The sequence below is a fragment of the Bacillus sp. LBG-1-113 genome (genome assembly GCF_020708615.1).
GTDB lineage: Bacteria > Bacillota > Bacilli > Bacillales > Bacillaceae > Bacillus > Bacillus mojavensis.
In genome coordinates this window covers 597450-618902 of sequence record NZ_JAJFDG010000001.1, presented here as the reverse complement: position 1 = coordinate 618902, position 21453 = coordinate 597450, and the positions used below count along the sequence as shown (strand labels likewise).

Genomic DNA, 21453 nt, shown 5'->3' with positions numbered 1-21453 from the left:
GGCTCAAAAAAGACAATTGATTTTCTCTCTGCCGTAATCTAATATCCAACTGTTATATGTTTCATACATATCCCGTATTGTTTCAGCTGCAGCAGCTAAAATATCGCAGCCTCGATCATCATAAAGATGAAAAATGGTTCTCTTTTTTATATTGATAAAGTAAATATCTTGAGAAATGCTTGGTTTTATCCCCATATCTTGATTACATATCGCTCTCAGCATTGGAATATATCTTACATCACCAGCTTTACACCTCAGAAAAAATCTATGCGTTTTATCATCATCATCAGAACAAGTATAAGAGACAGCAATGTGCTGCAGTTTTTTCAACACAGCTTTTTCTCGAATGTACCGTGAGAAAATATGTAATTTGCTCTTATATCTCCTTCCCCCTCCAAAACCAACAGCATCAGCTATAACAAATATATCATCATCATCGGCATGTAGAGACTTAAATAAAGTGACAGCTCTCTTATATGCGTTATCTATATAAGGGCTGTGTAGATAAGCAGCATTCACATTATATCCTACGCCTATTTCAAACCGGATGCCGATCTGCCAGTTATAAAACAAAGGAGGTGTAAGTCGTAACCCAGGAAAATTTTCAAGTACATACTCATTTACAGGCAAAACATACATCCTTTCGTTCCCCGCACTCTATTTCAAAAAAATCCCGCAGCTGTCAGGCTGCGGGATTTTTCACATTATTATTTCATCCATTCCGTATGGAAGACACCGTCTTTGTCTGTGCGCTCATAAGTATGGGCGCCGAAGTAGTCACGCTGCGCTTGGATCAAGTTTGCAGGCAGCACGGCTGTGCGATAGCTGTCATAATAAGCTAGTGCGCTTGAGAATGAAGGTACCGGCACACCTTGGGCAACTGCAAGTGAAATCACTTGGCGAAGCGCTCCTTGGTAGCTTTCTGCAATGTTCTTGAAGTGGCTGTCAAGCAGCAGGTTGTCGAGCTCAGGATCACGGTCGTAAGCTTCTTTGATTTTCTGCAGGAATGCCGCACGGATGATACAGCCGCCGCGGAAGATCATAGCGATTTCACCGTAATTGAGATCCCAGTTGTATTCTTCAGAAGCAGCTTTCATTTGGGCAAATCCTTGGGCGTAAGAACAGATTTTGCTCATGAACAGCGCTTTTCTGACGGCTTCGATCAGTTCTTCTCTATTTTCTGTAACAGGCTTCACTTCAGGTCCTGAAAGAAGGTTGCTTGCTTTCACACGCTCATCCTTCATCGCTGAAATAAAACGTGCGAATACAGATTCAGTGATAATTGGAAGCGGAACCCCTAAGTCAAGTGCACTTTGGCTTGTCCATTTTCCTGTTCCTTTTTGACCCGCTTTATCAAGAATCACGTCAACAAGCGGTTTGCCTGTTTCTTCATCTTTTTTCGTGAAGATATCAGCAGTAATCTCGATCAGGTAGCTGTCAAGCTCGCCTTTATTCCATTCAGCAAATACTTCATGAAGCTCATCAGCTGAAAGGCCAAGTACCTGTTTCAGGATGAAATAAGATTCAGAGATCAGTTGCATATCCCCGTATTCAATACCGTTGTGCACCATTTTTACATAATGGCCGGCACCGTCCGGACCGATATATGTCGTACACGCTTCACCATCAACTTTTGCAGAAATTGCTTCAAGAATCGGCTTCACAAGTTCATGAGCTTCTTTTTGTCCGCCGGGCATGATAGAAGGCCCTTTAAGCGCTCCTTCTTCTCCGCCTGAAACGCCTGTGCCGATAAAATGAATGCCGCTTTCAGCAAGCTCTTTGTTTCGGCGCTGTGTATCTTTATAGTATGTATTTCCGCCGTCAATTAAAATATCGTCCTTCTCTAAGTGAGGAAGAAGAGATTGAATTGTCGCATCTGTAGCAGTTCCCGCTTTAACCATTAACAAAATTTTGCGCGGTGTTTCCAAGGATTGAACAAATTCTTCAATGCTGTAGGTGCCGACAACGTTTTTGCCTTCAGCCTCCTGCAAAAATTCCTCGGTTTTGCTGCTTGATCTGTTGTAAACAGAAACAGAAAATCCTCGGCTTTCAATATTTAAAGCCAGATTTTTACCCATGACCGCAAGTCCGATAACTCCGATTTGTTGTTTTGACATATTCTAACGTCCCTTCTGAAAACGTTTAACCATTTTAAAATTTACATTAAAATAAAATGATATTTATACTATTGAAATTACCATACTTCACCCCCTTATTTCAAGACATTCAGCTTTTCTTTTCATCTTGAAAAAAATCTTTATTAAAGCTTGTCCCGCTTGTTTTGCTCTCGTCTTTTTTAACCTTTGCACCTTTTCTGATCAGCTTGGAGCCGTACTTTTCATTCAGTTTTTCCATCATCTGCTGAATCGGTTCATCCTTCGCATCCTCTGTAAAGCTGAACAAATCGAGTTGCTTATAGGCCTGCTCTTTTTCTACCAAATCCGTTCCGGTAATGCCGAGCAGCCTGATTGGGTTTTTGTTCCAATGCTTAAAGAAGAGATGTTCTGCTTCATTATATATCTCGTTTTTTTGATCTATCGGATTCTTCAGTGTGATGCTTCTTGTAATGGTTTTCCAGTCCGCGTATCTGATCATAATAAACAGCTTTGAAGCCATTACTTCCTTACGCTGCAAACGGTCGCTAACGGATGCGGACAGTTTTCGAAAAACAGCTAACAGCTCATCCTCATCGGCAGAATCATGAGAAAGTGTGGATGAATTGCCTACGCTTTTAAATTCGTAAATGCGCTCCGGATCAACAGGGGCATGGTGAATGCCGTTCGCTTTATTTTTGAGACGGGGCCCGTTGATGCCGAGCATCCGTTTTAGCGAGTGTTCGTCAGCGGCTGCTAAATCTCCAATCGTATCAATACTAAGCCCGTTCAGTTTTTCCGCCGTCTTTTTGCCTACGCCATGCATTTCTCCAACTGGGAGAGGCCAAAGGATATCAGGCACTTCTCTTTTTCTCAGGATGGTGATCCCAAGCGGTTTTTTCATATCGGATGCCATTTTAGCGAGAAATTTATTCGGGGCAATTCCGATGCTTGACGGAAGCAGCAGCTCCTTCTGCAGTCTGCTTTGTATTTCTTTTGCCGTCTCATAGGCATTGCGGCTGTATGGTGTATCCGTCATATCCATATAGCCTTCGTCGATGGAGACAGGCTCCACCAGATCCGTATATTCACGAAGGATGCTAAACATCGCTCTTGAAGAGCTTCTGTAGCGGTCAAAGTTCGGCGGAAGGACGATGAGATCAGGACAGTTGCGCTTTGCTTCCCAAACCGGCATGGTTGTTTTCACGCCGTGCGCCCTTGCTTCGTAGCTGCATGTGACGACGATGCCTTTTCGTTCTTTGACGTTTCCGGCAACTGCAACCGGCTTTCCTCGGAGAGCCGGGTCATATGCCATTTCCACCGATGCATAGAAACTGTTCATATCAATATGGAAAATAATTCGGCCCTTCCCCGGCATAAACATATCTCCTTTCTGTTCATTAGACAACGGCTTGTACATATAGTAAAATGAAGGTATTGAATGGATGTGATGACAATGTTTGTGGAGTCGATAAATGACGTTTTATTCTTAGTCGATTTTTTCACAATTATTCTTCCGGCTCTGACCGCCATCGGGATCGCTTTTCTCTTGCGAGAGTGCCGTGCCGGCGAGCAGTGGAAATCAAAACGAACAGATGAACATCAGACGGTCTTTCGAATAAACCGAACAGACTTTCTTATTATTATATATCATCGCATTACAACTTGGATACGTAAAGTCTTCCGCATGAATTCACCTGTGAATGATGATGAAGACGTCAGTTCCCTTCTTTTATAAACCGCATTTATAAAAAGGAGGAGAACAAATTGTTAAAAACATATCAGAAACTTTTGGCTGTAGGGGCCTTTTTGATCGTATTATGCTCTGGAAACGCAGCTTTTGCTGCAACAAATCAGGTGGGAGGTCTCGGTAACGTCGGTTTTTTCCACGACTATTTAATCGAGCCGTTTTCCTCGCTGCTGAAAGGCGTTGCCGGACTGTTTCACGGAGAATACGGGTTGTCTATCATTCTTGTAACCATTATTGTGCGCGTTGTGGTACTTCCTTTGTTTGTCAATCAGTTTAAAAAACAGCGTGTGTTCCAAGAAAAAATGGCAGTCATTAAACCGCAAGTAGACAGCATTCAAGCCAAAATTAAAAAGACAAAGGACCCGGAAAAGCAGAAAGAACTCCAAATGGAAATGATGAAGCTGTATCAGGAGCATAATATCAACCCGCTTGCGATGGGCTGTCTTCCAATGCTGATTCAGTCTCCGATTATGATTGGGCTTTATTATGCGATTCGCTCAACACCTGAAATTGCTTCACACTCGTTTCTATGGTTCAGTTTAGGGCAATCTGATATTCTCATGTCCCTTAGTGCAGGGATCATGTATTTTGTCCAAGCCTATGTCGCTCAAAAGCTGAGCGCGAAATATTCCGCTGTCCCGCAAAATCCGGCAGCGCAGCAATCTGCAAAGCTAATGGTGTTTATCTTCCCTGTGATGATGATGATTTTCTCGCTTAATGTACCTGCGGCCCTTCCGCTGTACTGGTTCACCAGCGGACTGTTCTTGACATTGCAAAACGTCGTACTTCAAATGACACACCATAAACAGAAAAAAACAGCCGCTCTTACAGAACCGGTGAAATAAAAAACAACTCCGACTTTGGTTCGGAGTTGTTTTTTATTTCCATCACTTTCAAGAACCTGCATTCGTTTTAAAAAGAAGAAAATCGGGAATACCTTTACTCACATCCAAATGAAAGGAGCTGGTGTCGTGACGGAACAGTCTCAACAAAAAAATATTGCTGTGCCTGAGGGAATTTGGATCATGAAACAAACATGGAATGATGTCTTATTTGCTCATTGGCCTGTTGATGACTCTACCCTTCGAGCTAAGATTCCGTCCATATTGGACATAGATACATATCACGGACAAGCTTGGGTAAGCATGCTTCCCTTTATGCTCACAAACCTTCGCGCGCGTTTTCTCCCACCTATTCCCGGAGCCCAGTCCTTTCCAGAGCTTAACCTGCGCACTTATGTCACCTATAAAGGCAAGCCGGGCATTTATTTCTTTAGCTTAGATGCTGATCATCGGCTGGCAGTTCAAGGTGCACGGACTTTCTTTCATTTGCCTTATTTTTACGCCGATATGAAAGCCGAAAAAAATGGGGATGCTATGGAATATAGAAGCAAACGGAGAGACGCTGGAAAAGCAGAATTCGATGCCACGTACCGGCCACTCTCTGCGCCTTTTACAGCGCAAGAGGATTCGCTTGATTACTGGCTGACGGAGCGATACAGACTTTACACCACTCATCGTGACAAGCTATATTATGAGGACATTCACCATCACCCTTGGCTTCTTCAAAGAGCCGAAGCCCAGTTTTCAACCTACAGTGGCTGATGCTCACGAAATCACTTTACCAAACTCAGAACCGCTGCTTCATTATGCCAAAAAACAAGACGTATTATTTTGGCCGCTTCGACAATGGCGCTGACTGTTAGGAAAAAACCCGAATGCCAGATCCGCACTCGGGTTTTTCTTCATTATTTTGCTGCTTCTTCAATAATGGCAACAACCATTTCTGCTGTTTTCACCAGCTCTTCAATCGGCATTTTTTCGTTCTTCGTATGAATTTGCTCATACCCGACAGCAAGATTGACTGTTGGGATGCCGTGGCCTGCAATTACGTTTGCGTCGCTTCCGCCGCCGCTCGTTTGCAGTTCGCTCGTGCGTCCGATTTTCGCTGCCGCTTTTTTCGCGATTTCAACGACTTGGTCGCCATCTTGATATTTAAACCCTGGATACATGACTTCGATTTCGACTTCTGCACGTCCGCCCATATCAGCCGCTGCCTCTTCAAAAGCAGCTTTCATTTTTTGAACCTGCGCTTCCATTTTTTCAGGAACTAAAGAACGCGCTTCAGCGAGAATGTGAACTTCGTCGCACACAATGTTTGTTTGTGTGCCGCCTTCAAACCGGCCGATGTTTGCTGTTGTTTCTTCATCGATGCGGCCCAAAGGCATCTTTGAAATGGCCTTGCTTGCGATTGTAATCGCTGATATCCCTTTTTCTGGTTCAACTCCAGCGTGTGCAGTTTTACCGTAAATCGCCGCTCTTACCTTCGCCTGAGTCGGTGCCGCAACAATGATATTGCCGACTTTTCCGTCTGAATCAAGAGCATAACCGTAGGATGCTGTTATCATGGAACGGTCAAGCGCCTTTGCCCCGATAAGACCTGATTCTTCACCTACTGTGATGATGAATTCAATCGTGCCGTGCTCAATGTTTTCTTCTTTGAGCACTTTAATTGCTTCAAACATGGCAGCCAATCCCGCTTTGTCATCGGCGCCTAAAATTGTTGTGCCGTCTGTTTTAACATACCCGTCCTCAACAACCGGTTTTACGCCGTTTCCGGGTACGACTGTGTCCATATGAGATGTAAAATAAATTGTATCTGTCTTTTTCGTTCCTTTTAATGTGCAGATCAGGTTTCCTGCTGCGTGGCCAGTGATACCCATTGTATCGTCTTCTTTGACGTCTACACCTAAATCAGAAAATTTTTGTTTCAGCACTTTGCAGATTTCAGCTTCGTGCTTCGTTTCTGAATCGATTTGAACAAGCTCTAAAAATTCTTCCAGCAGGCGTTTTTCATTCACCATTTGTAAGTCCCTCCATGTTAAAGCGGTATGTTACCGTGCTTTTTTTTCGGTCTCTCTTCTGTCTTATGTGCAAGCATGTGAAAAGCTTGGATGAGTCTTTTCCTTGATTCTTCCGGCAAAATGATGTCATCGACCATTCCGCATGCCGCCGCTTTGTAAGGGCTGGCGTTTTGTTTTTTGTATTCAGCTGTTTTTTCGCGTTTTGTCTTTTGCGGGTCAGCTGACGCTTCAATATCTTTATCATACAAAATAGATGCCGCCCCCTCAGCACCCATCACTGCGATTTCGGCATTTGGCCAAGCAAACACGAGATCCGCTCCGATGGATTTGCTGTTCATGGCGACATACGACCCGCCATACGCTTTTCTGATGATGAGCGTTACTTTGGGAACCGTCGCTTCTGCATAAGCAAACAGCAATTTGGCTCCGTGCCTGATAATGCCGTTATGCTCCTGCTGAATGCCGGGCAAAAACCCCGGTACATCTTCGACAGTTAACAGCGGGATGTCAAAGGCGTCACAAAACCGGATAAATCTCGCTGCTTTATCAGCCGCGTCAATCGTCAGGCTCCCTGCTAAATGTTTCGGCTGGTTTGCCACAATTCCGATCGTTTTTTTGCCGAGCTTTGCAAATCCGATGACGATATTTTTCGCAAAATACGGCTGAATCTCAAAAAAAGACTGTGGATCAGCCAATTCCTGAATCACCGCCCGAACATCATATGGCTTTGTGCTGTCAGCCGGCACGAGGCGGTTTATTAACGAGCTGGAGGCCTCATCCACAGATGAAGGCGGCGGTGATATTTGTTTGTCGAGCGGCAAATAAGACAGCAGCATTTTCACTCCTGCCAGAACCTCCTCTTCCGTTTTTCCGGAAAAGTGGGCATTTCCGCTGACGGCATTATGTATTCCCGCTCCTCCTAAGCTCTCCGCGTCAACCTGTTCTCCTGTTACTTTTTCAATGACCTTTGGACCGGTAATAAACATTCGGCCCGTCTGTTCTGCCATAAAAATAAAATCAGTAAGTGCCGGAGAGTACACAGCGCCTCCAGCACACGGCCCTAATATAACCGAGATTTGCGGAATGACTCCGGAATATAAGACGTTTCGGTAAAATATGTGACCGTATCCATCTAATGATACCACACCCTCTTGAATTCTCGCACCACCTGAGTCGTTCAGCCCGATAATCGGGGCTTTATTTTTTGCTGCAAGATCCATAAGAGAGGTAATCTTTTTCGCATGGGTTTCGCCAAGCGCCCCGCCGAATACGGTAAAATCCTGCGCAAACACATATACAGAGCGGCCGTCAATCGTACCGTAGCCCGTCACGACTCCATCTCCCAATATACGTTGCTCCCTTGTTAAGCTTCGGCTCTCCATGAAGGGATATAATTCGATAAAACTATCCTCATCCAAGAGATAGGCGATTCTTTCCCGCGCTGTGAGCTTTCCCTTTTTCCGCTGTTCAGCTTGCTTTGCATGTCCCCCGCCTTCTTCTGCCTGCCTGCGCCTGTTGTATAGATGACCGATATGCTCATTCATATTCAATGTCTTGATCTCCTTTCAGTTCACAGAGCTCGACAAGCACGCCATTTGTTTCCCGCGGAGAAATAAACGCGATCTGTTTCCCGTTTGCTCCCTGTCTCGGCTGCCTGTCTATTACATCAATTTGCCGGTTTGATAATGCTTGAAGCTGATCTGTTAAGCCGCTGCATAGAAACGCAACATGGTGCAGCCCCTCTCCTTTTTTATCTAAAAATGTACGGACAGGGCTGTCAGGCGTTAACGGCTCAATCAGCTCCAAATAAACGCCTCCCGCTTGGAAAAGAGCAATGGTCGCCTTTTGCTCTTCAACCGTTTCTTGATGAAGAAACGTTAATCCCAATACACCTTCATAAAAAGCTCTGGCCTTGTTTATGGAATAAACGGCAATTCCAATATGGTCAAGTCCGGTCATTTTCATCCCTGCTTTCCGGCAATAGATATCGCTTGTCCGCCCATAAAAAACACGTTAAAATATAATCAGATTGTCTAAGGAGTGAAACCATGTCTCAAAAACTGATGAAAAGCGTCTTAATCGTGATTTTGGGAGTTTTTATTCTTTCAACAGTGCTCTCAGGAATCGTTATGTTTTTATAATGATAAAAAAGCAGGCGGCCTATTGAACGGGAACAACCTGCTTTTTTATCAGGGCTTTATGCTCAATGGCTATCTCCTCAAAAGACCGGGAGTCTTTCGTGATCAGCACTCTCGTCCCCACCGGAATCTCTTGAAACAGATGAACAACGTCAGCGTTATGCATACGTATACAGCCGTTAGATACAAATTGACCGATAGATTCTTCCCGGTTTGTCCCATGAATTCCGTAGATCCGGCCGTCTGTCCCTCTCGCATCAAACCCAATCCACCTTGCCCCAAGCGGGTTCTCAGAAGCTCCGCCTTCAATATTTTTCTTTCTGTAATAAGGATTCACCGCTTTTACTGTAATCGAAAATTCTCCCTCAGGCGTCAAATCATCCGACTTTCCGGTTGCCACACGATAAACGCCTTCAATTTTGTTGTCGATGATGAGAGCAAGCTCATTTGTTTTCTTGTTGACGATGACATACGGGTCACCTGGAAGCGGATTTTCGCCAAGAGGCCATATCGGAGAAATAAACATCATTATTGAACATAAGAAAAAACGCATAAGCTCCTCCTTTTCCATTAGGTTGACCAATGTAGGATGAGCTCATGCGAGTTAAGAGAGCGATTTTTCTGCTTTGATTCCTTTGAAATAACTTTTGATTACCAAATATTGCTCCATTTCCCCCAGAAGATGAAAAAGTGCGGCTCTTGCTTCAAATTCTTCTCTCGTCGCAGGAAGCGGCATCTCCTCGAATTCTTTTCTCATATCAGCAAGTCTTTTCAAAAACTTGTAGGCTGTATTTCCCGGGTGGATTGCTTCCCGCAGATCACAAAGAAATTCGGCAATCATTTTTCCCTGATCCACCGTAATGGAAATCGATGTCACTTTAGGGAGAAGGCGCTCGATGATTTCAAATTGTTTTTCTCTCATTTTAAAATAATGATAGTGCTGATTTTCGTGGCGCAGAATGTGGTTTTGTACATCTCGATACGCCAGGTTTTTGGCTTCAGTGATTAACTGGTGTGTTTCCGGAATTTCTTTTCCTGTCCAATCTTGCTCACCAGTTAACAAATACCGTTCGATTTCTGCGAAAATGACAGCAAAATTGTCCTCTATCTTTTTTCGATAGGCGATTAGCTTCCGGTCAAGGCTCGGCATATACAGATTCATTAAAAGAGCAACGCCGATTCCGACCGTAATTAACTGGACTTCATTCCAGATGAATTGGGGCGTAATGCCGCCGGACATATACAGATGAAGGATAATAACTGAGCTGGTGACGATCCCTTCGTTTATTTTTAAAACAACAGTTGTCGGGATGAAAATCAGCAAAAGCAATCCAATGACAAACGGATCATAGCCAATCAGTTCGAAAAAGAGATAGGAAAAGAGAATTGCCAGACAGCATGCTGCAAATCGGGCCCATGACGCTTGAAGCGACCGTTTTTGTGTGATTTGTATGCACAAAATGGTGATGATTCCTGCTGATGCGAAGTTTTGCAGATGTAAAAGCTGGCTTATATAAATAGCCAAAGCTGTTCCAAGTGCGGTCTTTATTGTGCGGTAACCAATTTTAAACATGTCGGACTCCATTCTATTTGTTTCTTCAACAAAAAAGAAGAAGCACAAGCCTTCTTCTTTTTCCCTATATTCTATAATATTTTTTCTAAAAAGTCCTGCGCTCTTTTGGATTTTGGCGAAAGAAAAAATTCTTTCGGATTGCCGTCCTCGACAATCATCCCTTCATCCATAAATAACACGCGGTCGGCCACTTCTTTTGCAAAGCCCATTTCGTGAGTAACGATCACCATAGTCATCCCGGTTATAACCAGTTCTTTCATGACCTGGAGCACTTCTTTGACCATTTCAGGGTCAAGCGCGGATGTCGGCTCGTCGAACAGCATGATTTCCGGATTCATTGCCAAAGCACGGGCGATGGCAACACGCTGCTTTTGTCCGCCTGATAAACGGTTTGGATAGTCATTTCGCTTTTCAAACAACCCGACTTTACGCAGCAGTTCCTCGGCTTTTTCCTGTGCAGTCTGCTTTGATTCTTTCTTGACATTTACAGGCGCATACATGATATTTTCGAGAACCGTTTTGTGCGGAAAAAGATGAAAATGCTGAAATACCATTCCAATGTTTTCCCGCACCTTTAATGTATTGGTTTTCAGCTGCGTAATCTCTTTGTCTTTTATTGTGATGGTTCCGCCGTTAGGCTTCTCCAAAAGATTCAAACAGCGAAGAAATGTGGATTTGCCTGAACCTGAAGGGCCGATGACGGCAACAACCTCACCTTCAGCGATGTTTGTTGAAATGTTTTTTAATACTTCTTGTTTCCCAAATGATTTTGACAGCTTTTCAACCTTAATCATTGGATTTCAGCTTCCTTTCTACAGCCTTGCCGATAAACGTTAAAATAAGGACAAGCACATAATAAATCAATCCGGCGATAATCAGCGGCTCAAGGTAATTGTACGTGGCGGCGCCCGCTTGATACGCGCGTCTCATGACATCGCCAAGACCAATAACGGTAACAATCGCCGATTCTTTTGTTAACGTAATTAATTCATTTACAATGGCAGGTGATATATTTTTGAAGGCCTGCGGCAAAAGCAGATCCTTCATCATTTTGCCGTACGGAACACCCAGTGCGACAGCAGCCTCTTTTTGTCCTTTATCAATGGCATTGATTCCCGCTCTGATAATTTCCGATACATAAGCAGCGGAATTCAGTGACAATGCGACAACCGCCGCCCAAAACTGGTCAATTTGAAAGCCGAGCAGCTGCGGGAGCCCGAAATAAACAATCATAAGCTGCAGCACTAAAGGCGTGCCGCGAAAAACTGATGTGTAAAAATCAGCAAGCCAGATCAGCGGGCGGAACGTGCTGATCTTGCATAAGCTTAGCACAATCCCTAATATAAGTCCGATAATAGCAGATACCACAACAATTTTTAATGTAATTGCTAAGCCTTCTAATATAAAAGGAATTTGGGGGATCGTTGCTGAAAAATCCAAATTCATAGCCTTTGTCTCCTTTTCTTACAGGAAAAAAAATTTCCTATTCAATAAAAAGGCTCAACGAAAAAGTTGAGCCGCTTTTTTTACTTCTCGCCAGTGAACCACTTTTTCTTCAATTTATCGAGCTCTCCATTATCTTGCATTTCTTTGAGGGCTTTATTGAATTTGTCCGTCAGTTCACTGTCTTTTCTGAAAGCAATCGCTGAACCGGCTTCCTCCGCTTTCGCATCAGGAATTACGAAGCCCTGCAGGTCATCATTTGATTTGAAATACCCTTCTGCCACCATATCTTCGATAATCGCAGCGTCAAAACGGTCCGATTTGATTTCCTGCACCAAATCAGAAATTCTGTTGCGGTCTTCAGTTTTAAAATTATATTCCGGTGAAAGCTCTTTCCCCTTCTCTTCTTGAATGGAGCCAAGCTGAACGCCGACTGTTTTTCCTTTCAGATCTTTTAAAGACTTAATGCCGCTGTCTTTTTTGCTGACAATCATATGATTCGCTGTGTAATATACATCAGAAAAATCAACTTGTTTTTTACGATCAGGCGTCGGTGTCATTCCTGACAAAACCAAATCAACCTGTTTTGATTTCAGTGCTGTAATTAAGCTGTTGAAGTCCATATCCTGCACTTCAATTTCGTAGCCGGTTTTCTTTGCAAGGGCCTTTGCCAAATCTACATCAAAACCGACAATGTTATCGCCATCTTTATATTCAAACGGTTTGTAATCCGCCGAAGTTCCCATAATTATCTTTTTCTTCCCGCTTTCTGAACCTGAATTGCTTGAGCCGCAAGCAGATAATGCAAAGGTGATGCACGCAGCTACCAGTAATAAGAGCCATTTTTTCATGATCCATTTCCCCCATATTCATTACTTTTATCATATTTGAATATTTATTCGTTAATTTGTATTTTAAACACTTTCTTATTTTTATGCAATACTATTTTTAAAAATTATCTCGAAGCTTATTTTTCCAGCAATATCTTCTCCTATCACTAGGCAAAAGGACATCTTTTATAGCGCATCCATTGAATAAACTCTAATATTTATTCATCATGACTTGGAATTTTATGCACAAAAAAACCCCGTGCCGCTCGGGCATCCGGGGTTTTATCTTATACTTCTTCGCAATATTCCTCGAAGGCTTCCTGCAGTTTTGAGACAACTGCCATCGGCTCATGGCCTTCAATTTCATGACGCTCGACCATTTTCATAATCTTTCCGTCTTTTAGAATAGCAAATGACGGAGAAGATGGCGGGTATCCTTCGAAATATTCGCGTGCTCTTGCCGTCGCTTCTTTATCCTGTCCCGCAAACACAGTCACGAGCTGGTCAGGTCTTTTGTCATAATGAACGGAATGGTATGCAGCCGGTCTTGCAATCCCGCCCGCGCATCCGCAGACAGAGTTGACCATGACAAGCGTCGTTCCTTTTTTCGTAAGTGCCTCGTCCACCTCTTCAGCTGTTTTCAGTTCGGTATATCCTGCAGCCGTAATTTCTTGTCTCGCTTGGCGGACAACATCATTCATAAATAAATTAAAGTCCATGTTCAATGAAGACCTCTCCTTTTTCATCATCTGTTCTTATGATAGCAAGGAAACCGCCTTATCGGCAAATGCCACCGCTTATATCGGAGGATTTTTTGCTTTTCGTTTACTCCTTACAAGATAAGGGAATTATATAATCAGATGTATAAATAAAGGAGCAGTTTTGTATGAGCCACCGGAAAGCTTTACTTATTCATAACGGAAACGCCGGCAACAAAAATATAGAAAAAGCATTAGGAGCTGTTGTGCCAGTTTTATCACAATCGTTAGATGAGGTCATCATTAAACAGACAAAGAAAAAAGACGATGCTTATCATTTTTGCCGTTCGATAGATGATTCTGTCGAGACTGTCTTTATTCTCGGCGGCGACGGTACAGTTCATCAATGCATCAATGGCATCAGTTCTTTAGAAAGAAAGCCGTCTATCGGTATTTTGCCCGGCGGAACGTGCAATGACTTTTCAAGAGTGCTGGGCATTCCTCAACATCTTGCAAAGGCAGCCGAAGCACTCGTCTCAGGAAAAAAATCCAAGGTTGATGTATGCCAGATGAACGATCGTTATTTTTTAAATTTCTGGGGGATCGGCCTGATCGCAGAAACATCGAATCAAATCAACGAAACGGAAAAAGCGTTATTAGGAAAAATCAGCTATTTTACAAGCGCGTTACGTACCGTCTCATCCGCTGAGTCCTTTCCTATTTCATTGACAATCGATGGGCAAGAGATAAAAGATGAAGCCGTTATGCTGCTTGTCATGAACGGGCAATACATTGGAACGAATCGAATTCCCCTGCCGGATGCCAGTATAAGTGACGGATTACTCGATATCCTCATTTGCCGCAGCACCAACCTCTCCGCTTTGCGCGAGCTAATGAATATGGAACAGGGTTCAATAGAGCGGCTCACCGGAGAGCTGTCCTATGTTCAGGCCTCTCGCGTCGAAATTGAAACAGACACCGTCAAAAAGGCTGATACAGATGGAGAAGTGTATACACATACACCCGCTGTGATTCAAGTCCTTCCGCAGCACATTGACATGCTTATTCCCCGCAATGAATAACTGTCCGCTGGTAAAGGACTTTATAAAGAGCGAACAGCTTCATAGAAAGAAATCCGTTGACTCTCCCCTAAGAGGAGGTCTTACAGTATAAGGGATACACTTTCGTAAAAAGGGGAAGTTACATGAAGAAACAGAACATCACATTAGCTATATTATTAACCAATTTATTCATTGCTTTTTTAGGGATCGGGCTTGTGATCCCGGTAACGCCCGCGATTATGAATGAATTGCATTTATCCGGTACCGCAGTCGGCTATATGGTTGCATGTTTCGCTGTTACACAGCTTATTGTTTCACCAATCGCCGGACGCTGGGTTGACCGCTTTGGACGTAAAATTATGATCGTGATTGGTCTATTGTTTTTTAGTGTTTCGGAGTTTTTATTCGGCATCGGAAAAACAGTTGACATTTTATTTATATCCCGTATGCTTGGCGGTATCAGTGCTGCCTTCATTATGCCCGGAGTCACGGCTTTTATCGCCGATATCACTACTGTTAAAACACGGCCGAAAGCGCTCGGCTATATGTCAGCCGCTATTTCGACAGGTTTTATTATCGGTCCCGGCATAGGCGGATTTTTAGCGGAAATCCATTCCCGTCTGCCTTTCTACTTTGCGGCAGCCTTTGCGTTAATAGCAGCAATTTTATCGATGCTAACGCTACGGGAACCGGAGCGAAATCCTGAGAATGAGAAAATAGAGGGGCAAAAAACAGGATTCAAACGGATTTTTGCACCTATGTATTTCATTGCTTTTCTCATCATTTTAATATCGTCTTTTGGGTTAGCATCGTTTGAATCTTTATTTGCGTTATTCGTTGATCATAAATTCGGATTTACGGCCAGTGACATTGCCATTTTGATTACTGGGGGAGCAATTGTCGGAGCCATCACGCAAGTCGTCTTATTCGACCGCTTCACAAGGTGGTTTGGGGAAATCCGTTTAATCCGCTACAGCTTAATTCTCTCAACAAGTCTTGTGTTTTTGCTGACCATCGTAAATTCATATGCTGCGATTTTATTAGTTACCTTCACCGTATTTGTCGGATTTGATCTTATGCGCCCGGCGGTAACAACCTATCTGTCAAAAATTGCGGGAAATGAACAGGGATTTGCTGGCGGTATGAATTCAATGTTTACCAGCATCGGCAATGTATTCGGCCCCATCATCGGGGGAATGCTATTCGATATTGACTTAAACTATCCATTCTATTTTGCAACAGGAGCTTTAGCCATAGGCATTGCGCTGACCATTGTCTGGAAAGCCCCTGCCCATATAAAAGCCAGCATGTAAAAGTAGCGTATTCTTTGTGTACTGCAAAGGATGCGCTTTTTCATTATACTGATCATAAGGGGGGATGGCATGAAGGACTCGTTTTATTCAATTGGAGAAGTTTCAAAACTGGCAAATGTGTCGATTAAAGCGCTTCGTTACTACGATAAGATTGATTTATTCAAACCCGCCTACGTCGATCCGGATACGAACTATCGCTATTATACAGACTCCCAGCTCTATCATCTTGATTTGATCAAATCATTAAAATATATTGGCACACCTTTAGAAGAGATGAAAAAGGCACAGGAATTAGAGATGGAGGAACTGTTTGCTTTTTATACAGAGCAGGAAAAGCAAATCAGAGAGAAATTAGATTTTTTATCAACATTGGAGCAGACCATTTCTCTGGTGAAAAAGCGAATGAAACGGCAGATGGAATATCCTGCGCTCGGTGAGGTGTTTGTGCTAGATGAGGAAGAAACACGGATTATACAGACAGAGGCAGAGGGAATCGGGCCTGAAAACGTGCTCAACGCCTCATACAGCAAACTAAAAACATTTATCGAATCAGCCGATGGCTTTTCGAACAATAGCTACGGTGCTACTTTCTCGTTTCAGCCGTACAACAACATTGATGAAATGACTTACCGTCATATTTTCACGCCTGTCTTAACGAATAAACAAATTTCTGCGATTACGCCGGATATGGAAATCACAACAATACCAAAAGGCAAATATGTTTGTATCGCTTATAATTTCTCGCCAGAGCATTATTTTCTCAACTTACAAAAGCTGATCAAGTATATCACGGACCGTCAATTAACGGTTATCAGTGATGTTTACGAGTTAATCATACCGATTCATTATTCTCCGAAAAAACAAGAAGAATATCGGGTTGAAATGAAAATCCGAATCGCAGAATAATGGTACATAGAAAAAGAGCATTTTTTGAAGGTATCGTTCAAAAAATGCTCTTTCTGTTTGTTTTAGTAGACAGATGTTTTCTCATCTATCGATTCTAAAATTTCTTTGACACGTGTCAGGAATCTTCCACACACGAGGCCATCAAGCACTCTGTGATCTAAAGACAGGCACAGATTGACCATATCTCTGACAGCAATCATGCCATGATCCATGACAACCGGGCGTTTGACGATCGATTCCACTTGAAGAATTGCAGCCTGAGGATAATTGATGATTCCCATCGACTGAACAGATCCGAACGAACCTGTATTGTTGACGGTAAACGTTCCTCCCTGCATATCGTCTGCTGACAGTTTTCCGTCTCTTACCTTTTTGGCAAGGTCGGTAATTTCTCTCGCAATGCCTTTAATCGTTTTTTCATCAGCGTTTTTGATCACCGGAACAAATAAAGAATCTTCCGTGGCAACCGCGATTGAAATGTTGATATCTTTTTTCTGAATGATTTTGTCCCCCGCCCACATGCTGTTCATTTGCGGGAATTCTTTTAACGCCTGAGCGACCGCTTTTACGAAAAAGGCGAAAAAAGTTAAATTAAAGCCTTCTGTTTTCTTGAAGGAATCTTTTATACTGTTTCGGTATGCCACCATGTTTGTGACATCGACTTCCATCATCGTCCAAGCGTGAGGAATTTCTGTTTTGCTTCGTTTCATATTTGAAGCGATCGCTTTTCTAACAGCTGTGACAGGAATTTCTTTATCTCCGGCTGCTGAAACAGGATGAGAAACGTCTTCTTTCGTCTCCTGTTTTTGCACTGGTGCAGGAGCTGCTGCTTTTGGCTCTTCAGTCTGTTCTGAAACGCCGCCTGAATCAATGATACGTTGAATATCTTTTCTCGTGATCCTTCCGCCGGCTCCCGTTCCTGTCACTTGCTCAAGGTCAATGCCATGCTCTCCGGCCAAACGAAGTACGGCTGGAGACAAACGTTTTTTATTGGCCTGACTGGCTGCTTCGGTGCGGCTTTCAGGAGCTGCTTGCCCGGCAGTTGGCGCTTCGGTCTGATCTTGTTTTTGTTCAGCCGGCTTTGCGCCTTCTGTTTCGATTTTGCAAATAATTTCTCCGACTTGCAGGGTCTGGCCTTCTTCTCCCACAAGCTCTGTTATTGTACCGGTAAAAGAGGACGGAACCTCTGCGTTTACCTTATCTGTCATGACTTCTGCAATCGGATCGTATTTGTTCACTTTATCTCCAGGGGCGATGAGCCATTTGCTGATCGTGCCCTCCGTTACGCTTTCGCCAAGCTGCGGCATCGTCATTTGTTCTATTGCCATGATCGTATCCTCCTTACGTCTTTAAAACTCCGCTAATTCTCTCATCGCCGCTTCTACTTTATCAGGGTTGACCATAAAGTATTTTTCCATTGTCGGCGCATAAGGCATAGCCGGAATATCAGGACCTGCAAGCCGTTTGATCGGCGCGTCTAAGTCGAACAGACAATGCTCGGATATAATGGCAGCCACCTCACTCATGATACTGCCCTCTTTTGTATCTTCTGTGACCAAAAGGACCTTTCCGGTTTTGGATGCGGCTTCGATGATCGCTTCTTGATCAAGCGGGTATACCGTTCTTAAATCCACCACATGTACAGAAATGCCGTCTTTTTCGAGACGTTCTGCAGCCTGTAAAGCAAAGTGGACACAAAGCCCGTATGTGATCACCGTGATGTCGTCGCCTTCCCTTTTTACATCAGCCTTGCCGATAGGAAGTACATAATCATCTGCCGGTACCTCTCCTTTGATCAGACGGTACGCGCGTTTATGCTCAAAAAACAGCACCGGATCTTCATCACGAACTGCGGCTTTTAAGAGTCCTTTCGCGTCATATGGCGTTGAAGGCATCACAATTTTCAGTCCGGGCTGATTGGCAAAAATTGCTTCGACTGATTGAGAATGATAAAGCGCTCCGTGCACGCCGCCACCGTACGGCGCTCTGACAACGATCGGGCAGCTCCAGTCATTGTTGCTGCGGTAACGGATTTTAGCAGCCTCGGAGATAATCTGGTTTACCGCCGGCATAATAAAATCTGCAAACTGCATTTCAGCAATCGGCCTCATGCCGTACATAGCCGCTCCGATACCGACTCCGGCGATCGCCGATTCAGCAAGCGGCGTATCCATGACACGCTCTTCTCCAAATTGTTCGTACAGGCCGGCTGTGGCTTTAAATACACCGCCTTTTTTCCCTACATCTTCCCCAAGAACGAAGACACGTGAATCTCGTTCCATTTCTTCTTTCATCGCCAAATTGATCGCATCAATATATGACATTACTGACATTTGTACTTCCTCCCTACTTCGCATACACATAATCGAGCGCTGACTCGGGAGCTGCATAAGGAGCGTTCTCCGCTTCATCTGTCGCCTCGTTTATGATTGCCATGATTTCGTCCAGCATGGTTTGTTCTATCTCTTCAGTCAGCAGGCCTATTTCCTGTAAGTAAGCTTGATAAGTAAACAGGGGATCACTTTTTTTCGCTTCCTCTACTTCTTCACGGCATCTGTAGCTGCTGTCGTCGTCATCGCTGGAATGCGGTGTCAGGCGGTAAGAAATCGTCTCAATTAAGGTAGGGCCTTCTCCTCTGCGCGCCCGTTCACGCGCTTCTTTCACCGCTTGATAAACTTCGAGCGGATCGTTTCCATTCACCGTCACACCAGGCATTCCATAGCCTACGGCACGATCTGAAATATTTTCACAGGCCACTTGCTTATCGTAAGGGACTGAAATCGCGTATTTGTTGTTTTCACACATAAAAATAACCGGAAGCTTATGAACAGCGGCAAAGTTTGCCCCTTCATGGAAATCGCCTTGGTTTGAAGATCCTTCTCCAAATGTGACAAAAGCCGCAATGTCTTTTTTCTCCATGCGTCCAGCCAGCGCAATGCCGACCGCATGCGGCACTTGCGTTGTTACCGGAGAAGACCCCGTCACGATCCGGTTTTCCTTTTGACCGAAATGCCCCGGCATTTGGCGGCCTCCTGAGTTTGGATCTGCTGCTTTGGCAAACCCGGACATCATTAAGTCCTTCGCGGTCATGCCAAACGCGAGCACGACACCCATGTCTCTATAGTAAGGCAGCACATAATCCGTTTCACGGTCAAGGGCGAAAGCTGCTCCTACTTGTGCTGCTTCCTGTCCTTGACAAGAGATAACAAACGGGATTTTACCAGAGCGGTTTAACAGCCACATTCTTTCATCGATTTTTCTTGCTAACAGCATGGTTCTATACATATCAACGGCTTCCTGATCAGTCAGCCCTAATGCTTGATGTCGGTTTGTACTCATTCAAGCGCCTCCTTTATGCTTTTAAAAATGAATGGCTTTGCCATCTGCAGCAAGCGCTGCTTCTCCAATCGCTTCAGACAGCGTCGGGTGCGGGTGGATCGTTTGCCCGACCTCCCACGGCGTCGCATCCAGCACTTTTGCAAGACCTGCCTCTGATATCATGTCGGTGACATGCGGGCCTATCATATGCACCCCGAGAATATCATCTGTGGCACGATCAGCTATGATTTTTACGAAACCATCGCTTTCCCCGTACACAAGTGCTTTTCCGATCGCCATAAATGGGAACTTTCCTATTTTGACATCGAATCCCTTCGCCTTTGCCTCTTCTTCCGTTAAACCCACACTAGCTGCTTCCGGGCTGGAATAGATGCACTTCGGTACAAGTGCCGGGTCAAGCGGGTGCGGATTAAGGCCTGCGATATGCTCCACTGCAAGAATTCCTTCATGTGACGCCACGTGGGCAAGCTGAAGGCCCCCGATGACATCCCCGATCGCATAAATATGAGATTCTTTCGTCTGGCAGCTGCCGTTAACAGAGATGACGCCATTTTCAGTGACAACTTCGGTGTTTTCCAAACCGATGCCTTCAATATTTGCCTGTCTGCCAATGGAAACAAGCATTTTTTCCGCTGTATAAGTGACGGTTTCTCCGCCTTTTTCCGCCTGTATGCTGATTTCACCTGATGATTTTTTCAACGTATCAGGCAGCACTTTAGCTCCTGTAACAAATTGAATTCCTTTTTTCTTAAGAAGGCTTTGCATTTCTTTTGAAATGTCCTGGTCTTCAGTCGGCAATATCCGGTCCGCATATTCGACAACCGTTACATTTACGCCAAAGTCATGAAGCATCGACGCCCATTCAATTCCAATAACTCCTCCGCCGACGATGATCATCGATTTTGGAAGCTCCTCCATTTGAAGTGCTTCATCCGAGGTTAAAACAAACTCTCCGTCCGCTTCCAGACCCGGAAGCATTCTCGGCCTTGAGCCTGTAGCAATAATGACCTGCTTCGGGATCAGCATGTCATTTTCTTCGCCATTTCCCCGTTCAACAGAAATTGTTCCCGGCAGCGGAGAGAAAATAGACGGTCCAAGGATGCGCCCATATCCGTCGTACACGTCGATTTTTCCTTTTTTCATTAAATGATTCACGCCCGCTGCAAGCTTATCAACAACGGCCTGCTTACGGTGCTGCACCTTTTCAAAGTTGAGGGACACGCCGGACGTTTCGACTCCGAATTGATCGGCTTCACGGGCTGTCCGGTACACTTCTGCGCTTCTAAGCAGCGCTTTACTCGGAATACAGCCTTTATGCAGGCATGTTCCGCCAAGCTTTTCTTTTTCTACAACGGCTGTTTTCAAGCCGAGCTGCGCCGCTCTGATCGCCGCGACATAACCGCCTGTACCGCCGCCCAGAATGACTACATCATACTCAGTTGCCAT

The 21453-nt window shown here is 44.3% G+C and carries 22 protein-coding genes and 1 pseudogene; 7 read left to right on the top strand and 16 right to left on the bottom strand.

The window, feature by feature from the left end:
• Positions 1-3: 3 nt before the first annotated feature.
• From LJF29_RS03295 to LJF29_RS03285, 3 genes are all read right to left on the bottom strand, one after another.
• The gene (locus LJF29_RS03295; protein WP_420709683.1) at positions 4-630 is read right to left on the bottom strand and encodes a DUF3885 domain-containing protein; all 627 of its coding nucleotides are present in this window, start codon (positions 628-630) and stop codon (positions 4-6) included.
• Between the two features lie 77 nt (positions 631-707).
• The gene (gene gndA / locus LJF29_RS03290; protein ID WP_010334845.1) at positions 708-2117 is read right to left on the bottom strand and encodes an NADP-dependent phosphogluconate dehydrogenase; all 1410 of its coding nucleotides are present in this window, start codon (positions 2115-2117) and stop codon (positions 708-710) included.
• 109 nt (positions 2118-2226) lie between these two features.
• Positions 2227-3471, bottom strand: coding sequence for a DNA polymerase IV (locus LJF29_RS03285; protein WP_229146942.1), 1245 nt, complete (start codon positions 3469-3471; stop codon positions 2227-2229).
• 72 nt (positions 3472-3543) lie between these two features.
• On the opposite strand from LJF29_RS03285, the gene mifM reads away from it, so the two are divergent.
• The 3 genes and pseudogenes from mifM (at position 3544) to LJF29_RS03270 (ending at position 5541) form a co-directional block, all read left to right on the top strand.
• Complete coding sequence (gene mifM / locus LJF29_RS03280; protein ID WP_081638334.1) at positions 3544-3831, top strand: membrane protein insertion/folding monitor MifM; 288 nt, start codon at positions 3544-3546, stop codon at positions 3829-3831.
• 29 nt (positions 3832-3860) lie between these two features.
• Entirely contained in the window at positions 3861-4688 is an 828-nt protein-coding gene (locus LJF29_RS03275; RefSeq protein ID WP_229146937.1) for a membrane protein insertase YidC, read from the top strand.
• A 126-nt stretch (positions 4689-4814) separates the two neighbouring features.
• Positions 4815-5541, top strand: a pseudogene (locus tag LJF29_RS03270) (YqjF family protein).
• A 49-nt stretch (positions 5542-5590) separates the two neighbouring features.
• Here the strand turns inward: LJF29_RS03270 and LJF29_RS03265 are convergent.
• From LJF29_RS03265 to mce, 3 genes are read right to left on the bottom strand one after another with little or no spacing between them, the layout of a single operon-like run.
• Entirely contained in the window at positions 5591-6706 is a 1116-nt protein-coding gene (locus LJF29_RS03265) for a tripeptidase T (protein ID WP_229146936.1), read from the bottom strand.
• 17 nt (positions 6707-6723) lie between these two features.
• Positions 6724-8250, bottom strand: coding sequence for an acyl-CoA carboxylase subunit beta (locus LJF29_RS03260; protein WP_229147574.1), 1527 nt, complete (start codon positions 8248-8250; stop codon positions 6724-6726).
• Positions 8243-8665, bottom strand: a complete 423-nt coding sequence (gene mce / locus LJF29_RS03255; protein WP_229146935.1) for a methylmalonyl-CoA epimerase — start codon at positions 8663-8665, stop codon at positions 8243-8245. Before mce ends, LJF29_RS03260 begins: the two co-directional genes overlap by 8 nt.
• Positions 8666-8754: 89 nt before the next feature.
• On the opposite strand from mce, the gene prli42 reads away from it, so the two are divergent.
• The gene (prli42, locus tag LJF29_RS03250; protein ID WP_003226489.1) at positions 8755-8847 is read left to right on the top strand and encodes a stressosome-associated protein Prli42; all 93 of its coding nucleotides are present in this window, start codon (positions 8755-8757) and stop codon (positions 8845-8847) included.
• Between the two features lie 19 nt (positions 8848-8866).
• On the opposite strand, the gene LJF29_RS03245 is transcribed toward prli42, so the two are convergent.
• From LJF29_RS03245 to brxB, 6 genes are all read right to left on the bottom strand, one after another.
• The gene (locus tag LJF29_RS03245) at positions 8867-9397 is read right to left on the bottom strand and encodes a L,D-transpeptidase (RefSeq protein WP_229146933.1); all 531 of its coding nucleotides are present in this window, start codon (positions 9395-9397) and stop codon (positions 8867-8869) included.
• A 51-nt stretch (positions 9398-9448) separates the two neighbouring features.
• A complete protein-coding gene (locus tag LJF29_RS03240) occupies positions 9449-10417 on the bottom strand; it encodes an aromatic acid exporter family protein (RefSeq protein WP_229146932.1) in 969 nt (322 codons plus the stop codon).
• Positions 10418-10488: 71 nt separating this feature from the next.
• On the bottom strand, positions 10489-11211 hold the full coding sequence (artR, locus tag LJF29_RS03235) for an arginine ABC transporter ATP-binding protein ArtR (RefSeq protein ID WP_229146930.1): 723 nt from the start codon (positions 11209-11211) through the stop codon (positions 10489-10491).
• A complete protein-coding gene (gene artQ / locus LJF29_RS03230) occupies positions 11204-11863 on the bottom strand; it encodes an arginine ABC transporter permease ArtQ (protein ID WP_010334856.1) in 660 nt (219 codons plus the stop codon). Before artQ ends, artR begins: the two co-directional genes overlap by 8 nt.
• An 80-nt stretch (positions 11864-11943) precedes the next feature.
• Positions 11944-12711 carry an arginine ABC transporter substrate-binding protein ArtP gene (gene artP / locus LJF29_RS03225; protein WP_010334857.1) on the bottom strand — a complete coding sequence of 256 codons (768 nt, stop codon included), beginning with the start codon at positions 12709-12711 and terminating at the stop codon, positions 11944-11946.
• 266 nt (positions 12712-12977) lie between these two features.
• The gene (brxB, locus tag LJF29_RS03220) at positions 12978-13415 is read right to left on the bottom strand and encodes a bacilliredoxin BrxB (protein ID WP_024121978.1); all 438 of its coding nucleotides are present in this window, start codon (positions 13413-13415) and stop codon (positions 12978-12980) included.
• A gap of 161 nt (positions 13416-13576) precedes the next feature.
• Here brxB and LJF29_RS03215 point away from each other — a divergent pair, with 161 nt between their 5' ends.
• The 3 genes from LJF29_RS03215 to LJF29_RS03205 all read left to right on the top strand — a co-directional run bounded on the left by LJF29_RS03215 (position 13577) and on the right by LJF29_RS03205 (position 16668).
• Entirely contained in the window at positions 13577-14470 is an 894-nt protein-coding gene (locus LJF29_RS03215) for a YegS/Rv2252/BmrU family lipid kinase (RefSeq protein ID WP_229146928.1), read from the top strand.
• 122 nt (positions 14471-14592) lie between these two features.
• Complete coding sequence (bmr, locus tag LJF29_RS03210; RefSeq protein WP_010334860.1) at positions 14593-15762, top strand: multidrug efflux MFS transporter Bmr; 1170 nt, start codon at positions 14593-14595, stop codon at positions 15760-15762.
• A 69-nt stretch (positions 15763-15831) separates the two neighbouring features.
• Positions 15832-16668: a MerR family transcriptional regulator gene (locus LJF29_RS03205; protein ID WP_029441362.1), complete on the top strand. Its 837-nt coding sequence runs from the start codon at positions 15832-15834 to the stop codon at positions 16666-16668.
• A 62-nt stretch (positions 16669-16730) separates the two neighbouring features.
• On the opposite strand, the gene LJF29_RS03200 is transcribed toward LJF29_RS03205, so the two are convergent.
• From LJF29_RS03200 to lpdA, 4 genes are read right to left on the bottom strand one after another with little or no spacing between them, the layout of a single operon-like run.
• Positions 16731-17996 (bottom strand): dihydrolipoamide acetyltransferase family protein, encoded by a 1266-nt coding sequence (locus LJF29_RS03200; protein ID WP_229146926.1) that lies wholly within the window; start codon positions 17994-17996, stop codon positions 16731-16733.
• A gap of 21 nt (positions 17997-18017) precedes the next feature.
• A complete protein-coding gene (gene bfmBAB / locus LJF29_RS03195) occupies positions 18018-19001 on the bottom strand; it encodes a 3-methyl-2-oxobutanoate dehydrogenase subunit beta (RefSeq protein ID WP_103672249.1) in 984 nt (327 codons plus the stop codon).
• Between the two features lie 13 nt (positions 19002-19014).
• The gene (bfmBAA, locus tag LJF29_RS03190; RefSeq protein ID WP_229146925.1) at positions 19015-20007 is read right to left on the bottom strand and encodes a 3-methyl-2-oxobutanoate dehydrogenase subunit alpha; all 993 of its coding nucleotides are present in this window, start codon (positions 20005-20007) and stop codon (positions 19015-19017) included.
• Between the two features lie 21 nt (positions 20008-20028).
• A complete protein-coding gene (gene lpdA / locus LJF29_RS03185; RefSeq protein WP_229146923.1) occupies positions 20029-21453 on the bottom strand; it encodes a dihydrolipoyl dehydrogenase in 1425 nt (474 codons plus the stop codon).